This is a genomic window from Streptomyces sp. Y2F8-2, from assembly GCF_014905555.1.
Classification (GTDB): Bacteria; Actinomycetota; Actinomycetes; order Streptomycetales; family Streptomycetaceae; genus Streptomyces; species Streptomyces cynarae.
Genome location: NZ_BNGS01000006.1, coordinates 255,613 through 270,650, shown reverse-complemented (window position 1 = coordinate 270,650; position 15,038 = coordinate 255,613). Strand labels below are relative to the sequence as shown.

Here is a 15,038-nt window from a genome sequence, read left to right as displayed (position 1 = left end):
GCGCTCAGACCCCGGACGGGCTGGCAGTACCCGGAGTCGGCACCGTCACCGTCGCCCCGTCGTCGTCGGAGTTGATCTTCTCGATGATCGCGTCCCGCTCGGGCGTGTCCTCCGGCTTCACCAGGCCGATCAGGACGTACAGGACCAGCGAGACCACCATCGGCAGGGCCACCTGGTACTCCAGCTTGACGTTCGTACGCTGGGAGAAGTCCGGGTTGTAGTTGACGAAGAAGAACGCCAGCAGTCCCGCGCTCCAGCTGGCGAGCGCCGCCGTCGGGCCCGACTTGCGGAACGGGCGCAGCAGGCCGAGGATGAACGGGATCGCGATCGGGCCCATCAGGCCGGCCACCCACTTGATGACGACCGTGATGATGTCCTTGAAGGTGGGCGAGTTGACCTGCGTCGCCACCGCCATCGACAGGCCGAGGAACGCGACCGTCGTCACGCGGCCCGCGACCAGGCCGGTCCGCGTGTTCCACGAGCGCGCCGCCTTCGACAGCACCGGCACCACGTCCCGCGTGAACACGGCCGCGATCGCGTTCGCGTCGGAGGAGCACATGGCCATCGTGTGTGAGAAGAAGCCCACGACGACCAGGCCCAGCAGCCCGTGCGGCAGCAGTTGTTCGGTCATCAGGCCGTACGCGTCCGAGCCGTCCGGCTTCTTCGCGGTGACCAGGAGCGGGGAGAGCCACATCGGGATGAAGAGGATGACGGGCCAGACGAACCACAGGCCCGCCGACAGCAGAGCGGACCGGGTCGCCTCCTTGGCGCTGCCCGTCGCCATGTAGCGCTGGGCCTGGTTCCACATGCCGCCGTTGTACTCGAACAGCTTGATGAACAGGTAGGAGATGAAGAAGACCGTCATGTACGGGCCCGCGAACCCGTGCCCGTGACCGTCCAGCTTCGGCGAGTCCAGCGCCTTGGACAGACCGCCCTGCTCGGAGATCTTGTGCAGCGCGATGACGAGCATGGCCAGACCCGCCAGCAACTGGATGACGAACTGGCCCAGTTCGGTCAGCGCGTCCGCCCACAGACCGCCGATCGTGCAGTACACCGCCGTGATGCCACCGGTGATGACGATGCCCTGGGTGATCGTGACCCCGGTGAAGACGCTCAGCAGCGTGGCGATCGCCGCCCACTTCGCGCCCACGTCCACGATCTTCAGCAGGATGCCCGACCAGGCCAGCGCCTGCTGTGTGGGCACGTTGTAGCGGTCCTTCAGATACTCCAGCGGCGAGGCCACGCGCAGCCGTGAGCGCAGCCGGTTCAGGCGCGGCGCGAACAGCTTGGCGCCGATCAGCACGCCGATGGCGATGGGCAGGGCCCAGGTGACGTAGGAGGTGATGCCGTAGGTGTAGGCGATGCCGGCGTATCCCGTGAACATCACCGCGCTGTAGCCGGACATGTGGTGCGAGATGCCGGACAGCCACCACGGCATCCTGCCGCCCGCGGTGAAGAAGTCGCTGACGTCGTCCACGCGTTTGTGGGACCAGACGCCGATCGCGGTCATCACGCCGAAGTACGCGACCAGGACGGCCCAGTCGAACCCGTTCATGTGTCCCTCCCTCCCTGCCGAACTGCCCGCTCATGGTGGGTTCCGGTACATGAGCACGACAACCGGCGTACTGGTCAAGGGAAGGTAAAATCGTTCTGTTGGCTGAGAGTCGTTCATGTACATGGCCGTTGGGGGCTATTTCCGGCCGTGAGGGTACCTGTCCGTTCAGGCGGCTGCTCGAAGCCGGGGGTCATCGCATCAGCTCACCCGCGTTCACCAGCAGGGACTGGCCCGTGATCGCGCGCGCCCGGTGGGAGGCCAGGAACACCGCGGCGTCCGCCACGTCGCCGTCCGTGGCCAGGTCCGGCAGCGCCATACGGTCGGTGAGGCGCTTTCTCACCTCCGCCTCCGGTACGCCCTCGGTGTGCGCGGTGAAGCGCACGTACGCCTCGACGGGCGGACCCCACATCCAGCCGGGCAGGACCGTGTTGACCCGGATCCGGTACGGGCCGAGCTCCCGTGCCAGCGAGTACATCGCGCTGGTCAGCGCCCCCTTGGACGCCGCGTACGCCGCCTGCCGCACCTGGGAGGGCGCGGCCACCGAGGACTGGGTGCCGATGAAGACGACCGAGCCGCCGCACGTCCTGAGGCTCGGCAGGCACGCCCGCGTCATCCGCAGCGTCCCGAGCAGGTTCACGTCGACGACCGACTGCCAGGTGGCGAAATCCGCGTCCTGAAGGCCGCCGAAGTAGCTGTCCCAGGCCGCGACGTGGACCACCGCGTCGATCCGCCCGAACCGCTCCACCGCCAGCGCCGCGAGCGCCTCGCACTGCGTCTCGTCGGTGATGTCGGTCGCCCGGTACGCCGTGTGGGCGCCGTCGGGGTCGAGCGCGGCGGCGGTCCTGGCGAGGTTCGCCTCCGTACGCGCCCCGAGCACGGCGTTGCCGCCCTCGCGCACGACGGCCGCGGCGACCTGGTGGCCGAGCCCGGGGCCGACCCCCGACACGACGACGGTCCTGCCCTGGAGCAGCGACATGAGGCCCTCCCGGCTCTGGCGGATTATCTGACGGAGCGTCAGAGTATGGGCGACCGGCCGAGGACGGAAGGGAAAAGGGGAAGCGGCATGAGGGAAGGCGGCGAGGGCGGCGAGGACACGCGCAGCGAGGTGTACGCGGAGCTGGCCGCTGTGGGTCCCTACGGCGTCCGCCCGGGGCATGCGCTGATCACCATGGTGGAACCGCACCCGGGGCACGAGTACGCGTACAACCGCTGGTACGAGGACGACCACTACTACGCCGGCGCCATGGCCATGCCGTGGATGTACGCCGGCCGCCGCTGGGTCGCCACCCGCGATCTTCAACTCCTGCGCTATCCCGAGAAGTCGGTGGTCGCGCAGCCGGTGGCGGCGGGCTGCTATCTGTCGACGTACTGGATCACGGACGGCCGCTATGACGATCACATGCGCTGGACGGTCGCCATCAACAAGCGCCTCAACCGTGACGGACGGGTCTACCAGGACCGTACCCACGTCTTCACGGCGTTCCAGGACCATGAGGCGACCGTGTACCGGGACGGCGCGGCCGGACCGCGCGACGTTCACGCGCTGGACCACCCGTACGCGGGCCTGGTCCTGCAGGTGGTCGACGCGTACGGCCCCGTGCAGCGCGCCGGCCTGCTGGAGTGGCTGCGCGCCCGGCATCTGCCGAGGCGCCTGGCGGACTCCCCGGCGGCCATGGTGACCGTCTTCCGCCCGACGCCGCTGCCGGGCGACCGAATGACGTACGTGAAGCAGGTGGAGGGCGTGGACACGCGCCTGACCCTGCTGTGGTTCCTGGAGGAGGATCCCCGGGAGTGCTGGAAGGAACACTTCACGGGACTGGACGGGGCGGTCAAGGAAAGCGGGCTGGGCAGGGTGGAGTTGGTGGCCCCGTTCGTTCCCACGGTGCCGGGGACGGACAGGTACGTGGACCGGCTCCGCTGAGGGCCGGAAGGATACGGCCCCCTCGGCCGGGACGGCGGACCAGTCGAGAGGGCTCTGTCGTGGGCGTGGTGGGGCCGCTCGGCACTACTTGATCGACGCCACGAACGTGTTCCACGCGTCGGCGGGGAAGGCCAGGACGGGCCCTTCGGTGACCTTCGAGTCCCGCACGAACAACGCCGAAGGGAGAGGCGACTTGACTTCGACGCAGGCGCCGTTTCCGGCCGAGTACGACGACTTGGTCCACGTTGCCGTGGCCCCCTGAAGAACAGCCATGTTCACTCCGGTACGAGTTGCTGAGTTGCTGTGACCGCGCCGCGGGTCCTTCACGGATTCCGCGATGCGAATCGCGCCAACTTGTTGACTGGTGGCGTGATCGACGCTACTCGGCAACATCCCTGTCCGGAGGAGCCGTTCACTCGACCGGGTGGCATATTCCAGTGGGGTCTTACGCCCGGATTATCCACGGGTGTAAGATCCGCCGCTCGTCGGCCCGTTGGCTCAGGATGCGTAGCTCTTGGCCGCGTCCTCGATGAACTTGCGGGACTGCTCCACATTGAGGGCCTGCGCCCGCAGGTGTTCGTACATCACGGCGTACTTCTGCACGTCCTGCGCCTTCTCCAGGTACAGGTCGCTGGTGACGCCCTCGAGGTAGACCACGCTCGAGTCGGCCGCGTCGGCGAACTCCAGGATCGCGTAGTGGCCGTTGACGCCGGGATGCGCCCCCACCTCGAACGGCAGCACCTGCACGGTGACGTGCGGCAGCCGGGACATCTCCGCCAGGTGCTCCAACTGCTCCCGCATGACCAGGTTGTCGCCCACGCGTCGGCGCAGCGCCGCCTCGTCCAGCACCACCCACAGGCGCAGCGGGTTGTTCTCGGCGGAGATACGTTCCTGGCGGCGCATCCGCACCTGGACGCGCTTCTCGATGTCGGCCGGCGACGTCTCGGGCAGCGCGCCCTGGATGAGCGCCTCGGCGTACGCACGGGTCTGCAGCAGGCCGGTGATGATCTGCGGCTCGTAGACGCGCAGCGACTCGGCGTCGGTCTCCAGGCCGATGTAGACGCTGTAGGGGATGTCCCCGAAGGCGTGCCACCAGCCCTGCTGGCGGGAGTCACGGGCCATCTCCATCAGCGATTCGACGACCCGCTGGTCCTCGACCTCGTAGACTCCGCACAGGTCCCGGACGTCACGCGGGCTGATGCTGCGGCGGCCGTTCTCCAGACGGCTGATCTTCGACTGCGACACCAGCAGTCGCTCGGCCACCTCTTCGGCGGTCATGCCCTTGAGTTCCCGGAGTCGGCGCAGTTCCTGACCCAGCCGGCGCCGCCGGACGGTGGGATTGACATTCGACGCCACGGACGTGCACCTCCGGCTGCGTGCCTCTACTTTGCGTATCTGCTGCTGAGCAGATTGCCACCAAGGTGCTTCCTACCGCTGGGAAACCGCGGATATGCGGCGACCGCAGGCCCTTTGGGCGGTCCTTGGCCCGAAGGGGGCCCACGGCGTCACGGATATCGAACAGTTCAGCGCCTGTCGCACGGAATCCCGTACGCGCCGGGCCCCTTGCCGCGTGAGCGACCTACGCATGCGGCCGCGCGGGGCGGTGAGTCCGTGTCGTCGCGAAGGACGTACGGTCTCACCACCCCGCGCGGCCGGGCGGCTCCCGAACGGGTCGCGGGACTGCTTGCGGGCGCCGCATACCGCGGTCCCGCTGTCCTGCCGTACCGATTCCGCCGGTTCGGCAGGGGACGTGCCGTGGTGCTGTGGGGCTGTGGCGCTTCGGTTCAGTGGGCCACGACGCGCGCCATGGATCCGTGGCGCGGCTGCATCGGAACACCGCGGGCGGGTTCCGCCGCGGACCTGGCGCCGGCGGCCGGGTTGCGGCGCGGCTGTGCGCCCACTCCGTTCTGGACGTCCATCACGGCGTGCGCCACGAGGCCGCCCATGGGGTCGTGCCTGATCAGATCCCGCAGCCGGGAACGGGACGAGCGGCCCTCGTTGCCCGGATACAGGTGCTTGCCGAGACCGACCGCGTGGGCCAGTGCGGCGAGCGCCGCGGTCCGCGGGTCCGGCGGAACGCCGGTACGGATCGCGGAATCCAGCCGGGACCTGATCTCCCGGCTGATGGCCGTGTCCGTCGCCTGGTAGCGAGTCGTCGGCAGCACCCCGCACATCTGGCCTGGCACGGCCTGGACCATGCCGCACCGCTCCAGATGCGAGAGGTAGATCTGGCGGAGCCCGAGACGGGGCCCGCCGATCCAGTGGACGGCCCGCACCGGAGCGCCGCGCCTGCGCAGCAACTCCAAAGCGGTGTCCAAAGTCGGATCTCCAGTCGGCCGTGGTACCACCACGGCGATACGATCCCCGTCTGGGGCTATCCGTCCGGCCAGCGCCAGCTCCACTAGCTGTGCTCCGGCCAGACCAAGGTCGAGCGACTGCGGCTGTGCAGTGGTACCCGTGGCCGGGTCCAGTGCCAGCAGCAGAAGCTCCTCCGGAAGTGTTCTGCGGCTCCTGCCCATCCATGCCTCCCCGCGTGGATGAGAGACAGGGTGACCCCTCTCACATTGGTCTGTCGAGGGTGCGTGACCGGAATGTAGTGGAACCGGTAGGTATGTCGTTCTCGTCTAGCGCAGGGGTCAATCCCTCACACAGGACACTGGTACATGGTTCGGGCAGCGGTGTCCGGGCGGCGGTTCACGGTTGGGCAAGGCGCGCACGTGGGTGCGCGGCGCACGGAGGAGGCATCGGTGGCGGGCGAGTCCCCCGACAGGTCGAAGCAGCAGGGGTCGTCGGCGGAAACGACGTCGGGGAGCGGGGCTCCGGTTCCAAGGCCGGCCAAGGCCGGACGCGACCCGAGGCTCGCGCTGACCGGCGAGAAGGTGCGGGTCGACCAGGCCACGACGGTGCTCTCGACCAAGTCGCTGCGCGGCGGCTCCGCCAGTACGGCTGTCGAGGAGGTCGAGCAGGCCGAGGAGGGCACGGGTCCCGCGGACACGGCGGACTCCGGTGCCGATGCGGCCGACAGCGAGGTGCGCGAGCGTGCGGCGCTGGCTTCCTGGGTACGGAGCGCTGAGGAGGACGAGGCCGAGGAGAGGGCCGAGGCGGAGCCCGAGGAGGGGCCGGAGGGCGAGTCCGAGGAGTCGCCGGCGGAGCCGGAGGCCGAGTCCGAGGAGAAGGCCGAGGCGGACTCCGAGGCTGAGTCCGAGGAGGAGTCGCCCGAGGAGCCGGAGGACGGGTCTTCCGACGCCGACGCCGACGCTTCCGAAACGGAGCCGGAGGCCGAGGACGCCTCCGAAGCGGGTGACGACGCCGACGCCGACGCCGAGTCCGCGAGCTCCGAAGCCGAGCGCGAGTCCGAAGACTCCCCCAAATCTGAAGACTCCCCCAAGTCCGAAGAAAAGCAGGCCAAGCAGGAGAAGCCGAAAGGCGAGGTAAAGGCGGAAGAAAAGGGCAAAGAGGAAGAAGGGGAGGAGTCGGAAGAGGAGTGCGACTCCGACTCCCGCGACAAGAAGGACCCCGAACCCCCCGTAGACCAGCCCACCGCCGTCTTCAAGGCCGTACGGCCGCCCGCCGTCGACCAGCCCACCACCATGCTCAAGGTGGGCGACGCCAAGCCCTCCGACAAGTCCGGCCCCTCCTGGGCGGGCAAGTCGGACAAGCCCGAGTCCGAAGCGGAACGCACCAGCAAGTTCGTCCCGTTGAAGTCGCTGGACGAGCCCCGGCCCACCCCGGCCGAGCGTCCGCAGGCCAAGCCCCCGCAGGCGAAGCCCACCCGGCCGGCGTCCACGGAGTCGAAGCCGGCCGCGGGTCCCGCCGACGCGACCACCGCCATGCCTCAGGTCGGCCCCGAGCGCACCGCCCAGCAGCCGATCCCGCCCAAGCCTCCGCTGGATCTGCTCGCTGAGCTGACGAACACCCCGCCGCCCCCGGAGACCCCGGTCCGCACCGTTCTGCGGCGCATCAAGATCTGGTCGCCGCTGGTCGTCCTGCTGGTGATCATCTTTGCGATCGTGCAGGCGGTCCGCCCGTTGCCGACCCCGACCCTCGCACTGACGGCCGACGCGACGTACACCTTCAAGGGCGGGAAGCTCGACCTGCCCTGGCCGGGCCAGGGTCAGTCGGCCATAGAGGTCGAAGGCGTCGGCATGATCGGCACCGAAGGGCAGCAGAGCCCGAAGCCGATAGCGAGCGTCGCCAAGATCATGACGGCGTACGTCACGCTCCAGGAGCACCCGCTCAAGGGCGACCAGAACGGCCCGACCATCACCGCCGACCAGCAGGCGGAGGACGACTCGAAGAAGGAGGACGAGTCGACGGCGGCCATGAAGAAGGGCCAGAAGTTCTCCGAGCGGCAGATGCTGCAGATGCTGATGATCCCGTCGGGGAACAACGTCGCGCGGCTGCTGGCCCGCTGGGACTCCGACAACAACACCTTCGTCGGCAAGATGAACGCCGCCGCGAAGAAGCTCGGCATGACCCACACCACGTACACGGACCCGAGCGGCCTGGACAGGACGACCGTGAGCACGGCCGTCGACCAGCTGAAGCTGGCCGAGGCCGTCATGCAGAACGAGGTGTTCCGCAGCATCGTCGGGATGGCCAAGGCGGACATCCCCGGCCTGGACAAGCCGATATACAACAACAACGACCTGCTGGTGAGGCAGGTCGGCGTGATCGGCCTGAAGACCGGCTCCTCCACCCCGGCCGGCGGCAACCTGGTGTGGGCGGCGACGAAGGTGGTCGACGGCAGGACGCGGACGATCTACGGCGCCGTCCTCAATCAGGACGCCCACACCGGCCGCGTCTGGGACAGCCTGCAACTCGCGCTGACGAACAGCCAGAAGCTCATCAACACCATCCAGCAGAGCCTGACCACCGCCACCGTGGTGAAGAAGGGCGACGTCGTCGGATACCTGGACGACCAGCTCGGCGGGAGGACGCCGGTGGTCGCCACCGAGACCCTGACGGCGGTCGGCTGGCCGGGTCTGAGGACGAGGCTGTCGATCGGCGACGACGGCACGGCGCCTCCGCACGAGGCGAAGGCCGGCAAGGTCGTCGGCGAGCTGACGGTCGGCGACGGTTCCAGCCATGCGGTGAAGGTCCCCGTGGCTCTCCAGAAGGACCTCGCCGAGCCGGGCTTCACGGACAAGCTGACCCGTCTGGGCTGAACCGGGCGCACCCGCACACAGTGGCGCCCCGCAGCACCCCGCCGCGGCCCCACCCCGGGGCCCCGTGGCGGGGTGCGTGCTAGCGTCACGAATCGGGACAGGTCGCCGGTCGCGGAGACGCGGCCGTGAAGCGGGAGCGAACGGGACGCGGCCGAGAGCGGAAGACAGGACACGGGGAGTGCCTTCAGGTGGCCACAGCGGAGCCGACACACGCCGACGACGCCGACCGGGAACATCACCCGGACGGATCACCGGGACCGCGAATACCGCTGGGCGCACCCACCCCTGACCCGCCGGCCCCACCGGCCCCTCAGACCCCGGACCGTCAGGCCCGGGTCCCGGCGCCGACGGCTCCGGCCCCGACCCCGGCGCCCCCGGTTCCCGCAGCCCCGGCCCCCGGCGCCGAGCCTCCCGCCCAGGACGCTCCGAAGGCCCCGGGACGTCTCCGCGCCCTGGCCGCCCGTCTGGGCTCCTCCCGCGCGGCCGATCTGGCCCGTCGCCATCCCGCCCTCGCCGCCACGGCCCTCGCCGGGGTGCTGCACCTCATCTGGTTCTTCACCTTCGCGAACAGCGGCGGTGACCTCGCGGCGCAGGACGCGTGGGCGGAGTTCGTCGGCCGGCACCCCGACTCGGCGTACAACCTCGCCTGGTACGGGGGCATGCACCCGGTGTCGTACAGCGTCGTGTCGCCCTATCTGATGTCGCTCCTCGGCGTCCGTACGACGATGATGATCGCCGGGACGGCCTCGGCCGGCCTGCTGACGCTGATCCTCGTCCGCAGCCGTGCCGTCCGCGAGCCGCGGTGGCCGGCCCTCGCCGGGGTGTTCGGACTCCTCTGCAACGCCATCTCGGGCCGTGTCACATTCGGCCTCGGCATGGTGTTCGCGCTGGGCGCGACCGCGGCCGTGTTCTGCTGGCCGTACCACTGGCGTCACAAACGCTGGGCGAAGGCGCTGTCCGCGGCGTCGCTGGCCGCGCTGGCCACCATGTCGTCGCCGGTGGCGGGCCTGTTCGTGGGACTGGTCGCGGTGGCGCTGTTCCTGCAGAAGCGCCGCCCCGGTGCGTGGGCGCTGGGCCTGGCCCCCACGGCGGTGGTGGCCCTGTCCGCGTGGCTGTTCCCGTTCTCCGGGACGCAACCGATGACGTGGGCGTCGACGATCCTGCCCTTCCTCTTCTCGGCCCTGGTATGGGTCGTGGTGCCCAAGGAGTGGAAGACGGTACGGATCACGGCGGCGGTGTACGCGCTGTCCGTCCTGCTCGTCTGGCTGATCAGCTCCCAGATCGGCTCCAACATCACGCGCCTGGCGATGCTGTTCGCGGGGGTGGCGCTGGTCGCTGCACTGCCGTTCACGGTGCGGCGCAGCCGGAAGTGGTACGCCACCGTGGTGGCGCTCACCGGCTTCGTCGTCTGGATCGGTGTCAAGACGGTGGACGACATCGTCCACACCACTCCGGCGGCGTCCTGGGCGCACGAGCTGGCGCCGCTGGTCCACCAGCTCCAGGTGGACGGCGCGGAGAAGGGCCGCGTGGAGGTGGTCCCGGCGCGCTCGCACCGCGAGGCCTCCGCGCTGGCGCCGTACGTCAACCTGGCCCGCGGCTGGAACCGCCAGGCCGACATGGAGCGCAACCCGCTCTTCTACGACGACACGCTGAACTCCGCGAACTACCACGCCTGGTTGCAGCGCTGGGCCGTGCACTACGTGGTGCTGCCGAAGGGCGAGCCGGACGGCGACGGCGGCGAACGCGAACGTGAGCTCGTGCAGCGCGGCATGCCGTATCTGAAGCAGGTCTGGGGCGACGCCAACTGGCAGCTGTTCGCGGTGACGGACCCGACCCCGCTGGCGGATCCGCCGGCGGTGGTCGACCGGGCGGAGCAGGGCGAGTTGACGATCCAGGTGAAGAAGGCGGGCCGCGTCCTCATCCGCGTCCCCTACTCGCCGTGGCTGGGCCTGGTCGACACCCAGGGCAAGGGCGTGAAGCCCCCGCAGGAGACGGATGCCTCCAAGCACCGCGCCAAGGGCACCCCGAAGACGTACGACAACGTCAACGGCTGCCTGATGGAAGCCCCCGAGGACATCTGGGGCGACAAGTGGACCGAACTCCTGGCCCCCCGCCCGGGCACCTACCGCCTGGGGGCGCCGTATCAGCTACCGCGGGGGACCGCGTGCCCGGAGGAGCTGAGGGACGAGGCCCAGCCGTCCGGCGGCTGAGGGCGAGCCCGCCGACCGATTGCGTGCCTGCGTCACCGGGCGCCGTTCGCCCGGTGACGCAGGACGCTCGTCCCTGCTCCAAGGGCAGGGACGAACCGGACTCCGGACTCCGGACCCCGGCTACGCGAGCTGGCCCTCGATGGCCGCCACGACCTCGGCCGCCTCCGGCTCCGTCTGCGGCGAGAAGCGGGCGACGACCTTGCCGTCCTTCCCGATCAGGAACTTCTCGAAGTTCCACCGGATGTCCCCGCTGTGCCCCTCGGCATCCGCGTGGCCGACCAGGCGCTCGTACAGAGGGTGCCGTCCCTCCCCGTTCACCTCGATCTTCTCCGTCATCGGGAAGGTCACGCCGTACGTCGCCGAGCAGAACTCCGCGATCTCCTCGGCACTGCCGGGCTCCTGCCCGAGGAACTGGTTGCAGGGCACCCCGAGCACGGTGAAGCCCAGCGGCGCGTACCGCTCCTGCAGCCGCTCCAGGCCCGCGTACTGCGGCGTCAGCCCGCACTTGGAGGCCACGTTCACCACGAGGACGGCCTTGCCCGCGTACTGGGACAGGTCCGCGGAACCACCCTGGAGCGCACCGATCTGGACATCGAGGACAGAGGCACCCGCACTGTTGTCAGTAGTCGTCATGGGCGGATGCTAACTCCGCCGCCCCGCCACCAGGTGATGCGCCCGTCACGCCCGCTGCGCTGTGACGAGCACCTCACCGGCGGCCGTGCGCGAATACAGCACCGACCGTCCCGCACGCCGCCGCTCCACCAGCCGCCCGTCCAGCAGCACCTTGAGGTGGCGCCCGACCGAGCCGAGCCCCTGCCCGGTCACGGCGACCAACTGGCTGGTGCTCATCGGGGAGTCCAGCAGCACGAGCACCCGGGCACGGGCGGGCCCGAGCAGCGCGCCGAGACTCTCCGGGACCACCGTGCGCGTCCCGTCGGCCAGCACGCCCGCGCAGGGATAGACGAGGGCGTACCGGTCGGGCTCCTCCCAGGACACCCAGCCGGCCCGCTGCGGGGTGACGGGGACGAAGAGGAGCTGGGCGCCGGAGATCTCGCGCGGCGGGTACTCGTGGAGGTTGACCTGGAGCCGGTTCCCGCCGAGCCAGCGGGTCCGGCCCGGCCGCAGGGTGTCCAGCGCGGCCGCCCAGCCGCCCCGGCTCAGCTGCGCGGTCCGGGCGACGACATCTGCCTCCAGCACGCGCCGCCGCCGGTCCCAGTACGGCCGTACGGTCTGCGTCCACACGTAGCTGAGCAGGTCGGCCGCGCGTTCGGGCAGGTCGTCGCGGTCGAGGGCGGCGGGGAGCGGTCCGCGCAGGGACACGGTCAGGTGGGCCCGGGCGTCGGCGGGGGAGGCGGAGCGGACGCGCTCCACGCCCTCCTCGAAGGTCTCCCCGTCCCTGGGCGTGGGAGTGAGGAAGTCGGCGATCCACTCCGGGCCGAGCCCGCTGCGGACGAGCAGACCGGTCACGGGGTCGGCGGCCAGCCGCGCCCGGTACGCGGGGAGGTGGGCGTCCAGCCAGGCGCGTTCCCCGGGGTGGGAGGCGGTACCGGCGTGCAGCAGCTTCAGAGCGGCGAACACCTCGGCGAGCGGCGAGAGCAGGAACCGGCTGCCGGCGAGGGTGTCGGCGCTGACGTACCAGAGGCCCATGGGCGCCTTCACGCTCGGGGTCGACGGACGTTTCGCACGTACGCGAAACAATAACGACCACCCCGGACTCCCTGCCCACACTCCCCGCATGCGCAGCTACGCCGACCTCTTCCGCACACGGGAGTTCACCCCGCTGTTCCTGTCCTCCGCCTTCCAGACGGCCGCCTCGACCCTCGGCGGTCTGGCGCTCGGCACGCTGGTCTACCGGGCCACCGACTCGCCCCTGCTGTCCGCGGTGAGCATGTTCGGCCCGCAACTCGCCCAGGTCGTGGGCGCGACGACCCTGCTGTCGGCGGCCGACCGGCTGCCCCCGCGCGCGACGACGGCGGGCATCGCGAGCGCCTTCGCGGTCGGCACGGCGGCGACGGCGGCGCCCGGCCTGCCGGTGGGGGCGATCTTCGCGCTGGTCCTTCTCCTCGGCCTGATCCAGTCGCTCGGCGGCGGCGTCCGCTGGGGCCTGCTCAACGAGATCCTGTCCAAGGACGGCTACCTGCTGGGCCGTTCGGCCTTCAACATGGTGAACGGCCTGATGCAGATCACCGGTTACGCGACGGGCGGCCTCCTGCTGACGGTGCTGTCCCCGCGGACGACCCTGCTGACGGCGTCCGCGCTGTACCTGGCGGCGGCTGCGACGGCCCGCTTCGGCCTGACCCGCCGGGCGCCGCGCAGCTCCGGCCGCCCCTCCGTCACGCAGACCTGGCGCACGAACGCGCTGCTGTGGTCGTCACCGGAGCGCCGGACGACCTACCTCCTGCTGTGGATCCCCAACGGCCTGGTGGTGGGCTGCGAATCGCTCTACGTCTCCTACGCACCGCAGCACGCGGGCGCGCTGTTCGCGTGCGCGGCGTTCGGCATGTTCGTCGGCGACGTGACGACGGGACGCCTGCTCCCGCCCGCACTGCGCCGCCGCCTCGGCATCCCGTTCCTGCTGCTCCTCGCGACCCCGTACCTGCTGTTCGCCCTGCACCCCTCGGTGCCGGTGGCGGCGGCCTGCGCGGCCCTGGCGTCGGTCGGCTTCGCCGCGAGCCTGATCCAGCAGGAGCACCTGATGAGCCTGACCCCACCGGACCTGAGCGGCCACGCCCTCGGCCTGCACTCGGCGGGCATGCTCACGATGCAGGGGGTGAGCGCGACGCTGGCGGGGGCGGTGGCTCAGGCCATGTCGCCGGGCCCGGCGATGACGGTCATGGCGGCCGCCTCACTCACGGCGACGCTGACCCTGGCTACGACCCGCCACCGCCGCCCCGCCTCCGCGCCGGACCCCGAGGTCAACTCCGACGAGCGAGGACGAGAAAGCCGGCCCAGGAGTCTCGGGGGACGGTGAGGGTGGGGCCGGGGGATCGCTTGGAGTCGCGGATGTGGACGGCCTTCGGGGCGGGGGCGATCTCCAGGCAGTTTCCACCCTGCTCGGTGCTGTAGCTGGACTTGTACCACTCCAACTCGGCAGTCATCGCTCTCCCAGGAGACGGTCCAACAGACCCACGGATTCCTGCGAGTTGAGGGCCTGAGTCCGCAGCATCGCATACTTGCGCTCGAGGAGGGACACTTCGTCCGGATCGGCGATCAACCGACCGTTGCGTTGTCCCTCGACGTAGGCGACGCGTTGGTGGTCGGGCGTCTCGATGAGAACGAAGGGCCCGGAGAGCCCAGCGTGGAACTCACGTCCCACCGGCATCACTTGGAGGGTCACACCAGGAAGGCCGGTCCAGTCGAGCAGCCGCCGCACCTGCTCCACGTACACGTCGTGTCCTCCCAGGCGATCCATGAGTGTCACCTCCGAGATGATGAAGGTGGCGGTCGGCGGCACCTTCTGCCGGAGCACCTCCTGGCGATCCATCCGGGCCGCCACGCGCTGCTCGATCTCGTCCTCGGTCAGGGCCGGGACCTCGTTGAGGAAGACGGCACGTGCGTACGCGGGAGTCTGAAGCAGACCTGGCAAGGCTTGGTTCTCGTACGACGACAAGGCCAGGGCGTCCCGCTCCAGATCGATGAACTCCTCCGCCCACCGCGGAAACAGATCCACCTCGGGCATGTTGGCCACGGCGACCGCCAACGCGCCTTTGGTGTCGAGTAGTTCGTCCAGCGCGGCGGCCAGATCCTCCTTCAGCAACCGCCGCCCCTGCTCGATGGACGCGATGGTCTCCTCGTCCACGAGCACCTCCTCGGCGAGGGACCGCTGGGTGTGACCGGCCGCCTTCCGGAACGTGCCGAGGATGCCGCCGACCATCTTCATGGCGGAGGCGTTCTTCCTGCGGCGGTTGCCACCGATGCCCATGCCGTCGAACTCCCCCTGCAATCCCGCACGTTCGCCAGGTCCACGCTGAACCCCATGATGAACAGGAGACGTCACCGCCCGCTCTGCGAACGCTGTGACGTCACCGGTGGTACGGAGGTGCGCAGGGGGGCGCACGTTATTCGAGCTGCACTACCTCCCGTACCTGACGGATAGCCATGCAGAGGGCCAGGCAAGGTCCATGACCCCGTATCAGCGAGGTTGAGTGGTGGAATCCCTGGCCAGAGCTATGCAAAATTCAAGT

At 70.0% G+C, this 15,038-nt stretch carries 13 protein-coding genes; 4 read left to right on the top strand and 9 right to left on the bottom strand.

The genetic code is table 11. The annotated features are described in order from the left end of the window. Nucleotides 1-4: 4 nt before the first annotated feature. Together SY2F82_RS21850 and SY2F82_RS21845 are read right to left on the bottom strand one after the other, a co-directional pair. Nucleotides 5-1,555 carry a sodium:solute symporter family protein gene (locus SY2F82_RS21850; RefSeq protein ID WP_200420836.1) on the bottom strand — a complete coding sequence of 517 codons (1,551 nt, stop codon included), beginning with the start codon at nucleotides 1,553-1,555 and terminating at the stop codon, nucleotides 5-7. A gap of 190 nt (nucleotides 1,556-1,745) precedes the next feature. Next, nucleotides 1,746-2,531 (bottom strand): SDR family oxidoreductase, encoded by a 786-nt coding sequence (locus tag SY2F82_RS21845; protein WP_200420835.1) that lies wholly within the window; start codon nucleotides 2,529-2,531, stop codon nucleotides 1,746-1,748. Between the two features lie 87 nt (nucleotides 2,532-2,618). Between SY2F82_RS21845 and SY2F82_RS21840 the strand changes: the two genes are divergently transcribed. Next, nucleotides 2,619-3,476 (top strand): hypothetical protein, encoded by an 858-nt coding sequence (locus tag SY2F82_RS21840; protein WP_200420834.1) that lies wholly within the window; start codon nucleotides 2,619-2,621, stop codon nucleotides 3,474-3,476. Between the two features lie 84 nt (nucleotides 3,477-3,560). Here SY2F82_RS21840 and SY2F82_RS21835 read toward each other — a convergent pair whose 3' ends face one another. The 3 genes from SY2F82_RS21835 to SY2F82_RS21825 all read right to left on the bottom strand — a co-directional run bounded on the left by SY2F82_RS21835 (nucleotide 3,561) and on the right by SY2F82_RS21825 (nucleotide 5,995). Next, nucleotides 3,561-3,749 (bottom strand): DUF397 domain-containing protein, encoded by a 189-nt coding sequence (locus SY2F82_RS21835; RefSeq protein WP_200420833.1) that lies wholly within the window; start codon nucleotides 3,747-3,749, stop codon nucleotides 3,561-3,563. A 225-nt stretch (nucleotides 3,750-3,974) separates the two neighbouring features. Next, the gene (locus tag SY2F82_RS21830; RefSeq protein WP_200420832.1) at nucleotides 3,975-4,832 is read right to left on the bottom strand and encodes a helix-turn-helix transcriptional regulator; all 858 of its coding nucleotides are present in this window, start codon (nucleotides 4,830-4,832) and stop codon (nucleotides 3,975-3,977) included. Nucleotides 4,833-5,260: 428 nt separating this feature from the next. Next, nucleotides 5,261-5,995 carry a GPP34 family phosphoprotein gene (locus SY2F82_RS21825; RefSeq protein WP_200420831.1) on the bottom strand — a complete coding sequence of 245 codons (735 nt, stop codon included), beginning with the start codon at nucleotides 5,993-5,995 and terminating at the stop codon, nucleotides 5,261-5,263. A 228-nt stretch (nucleotides 5,996-6,223) separates the two neighbouring features. Between SY2F82_RS21825 and SY2F82_RS21820 the strand changes: the two genes are divergently transcribed. Together SY2F82_RS21820 and SY2F82_RS21815 are read left to right on the top strand one after the other, a co-directional pair. Further along, nucleotides 6,224-8,644, top strand: a complete 2,421-nt coding sequence (locus SY2F82_RS21820) for a D-alanyl-D-alanine carboxypeptidase family protein (RefSeq protein WP_200420830.1) — start codon at nucleotides 6,224-6,226, stop codon at nucleotides 8,642-8,644. A gap of 188 nt (nucleotides 8,645-8,832) precedes the next feature. Beyond that, nucleotides 8,833-10,854, top strand: coding sequence for an MFS transporter (locus SY2F82_RS21815; RefSeq protein ID WP_236041722.1), 2,022 nt, complete (start codon nucleotides 8,833-8,835; stop codon nucleotides 10,852-10,854). Nucleotides 10,855-10,974: 120 nt separating this feature from the next. Here the strand turns inward: SY2F82_RS21815 and SY2F82_RS21810 are convergent, their stop codons facing one another. Together SY2F82_RS21810 and SY2F82_RS21805 are read right to left on the bottom strand one after the other, a co-directional pair. Next, a complete protein-coding gene (locus tag SY2F82_RS21810) occupies nucleotides 10,975-11,487 on the bottom strand; it encodes a glutathione peroxidase (RefSeq protein ID WP_236041714.1) in 513 nt (170 codons plus the stop codon). Between the two features lie 45 nt (nucleotides 11,488-11,532). Continuing rightward, the gene (locus tag SY2F82_RS21805) at nucleotides 11,533-12,501 is read right to left on the bottom strand and encodes a helix-turn-helix transcriptional regulator (RefSeq protein WP_200420828.1); all 969 of its coding nucleotides are present in this window, start codon (nucleotides 12,499-12,501) and stop codon (nucleotides 11,533-11,535) included. Nucleotides 12,502-12,589: 88 nt separating this feature from the next. Here SY2F82_RS21805 and SY2F82_RS21800 point away from each other — a divergent pair, with 88 nt between their 5' ends. Then, nucleotides 12,590-13,825 (top strand): MFS transporter, encoded by a 1,236-nt coding sequence (locus SY2F82_RS21800; RefSeq protein ID WP_200420827.1) that lies wholly within the window; start codon nucleotides 12,590-12,592, stop codon nucleotides 13,823-13,825. Here SY2F82_RS21800 and SY2F82_RS21795 read toward each other — a convergent pair. Next, on the bottom strand, nucleotides 13,770-13,952 hold the full coding sequence (locus SY2F82_RS21795; RefSeq protein ID WP_200420826.1) for a DUF397 domain-containing protein: 183 nt from the start codon (nucleotides 13,950-13,952) through the stop codon (nucleotides 13,770-13,772). The genes SY2F82_RS21800 and SY2F82_RS21795 overlap by 56 nt on opposite strands. After that, nucleotides 13,949-14,776 carry a helix-turn-helix transcriptional regulator gene (locus SY2F82_RS21790; protein ID WP_236041712.1) on the bottom strand — a complete coding sequence of 276 codons (828 nt, stop codon included), beginning with the start codon at nucleotides 14,774-14,776 and terminating at the stop codon, nucleotides 13,949-13,951. The genes SY2F82_RS21795 and SY2F82_RS21790 overlap by 4 nt, the downstream gene beginning before the upstream one ends. Nucleotides 14,777-15,038: the final 262 nt, after the last annotated feature.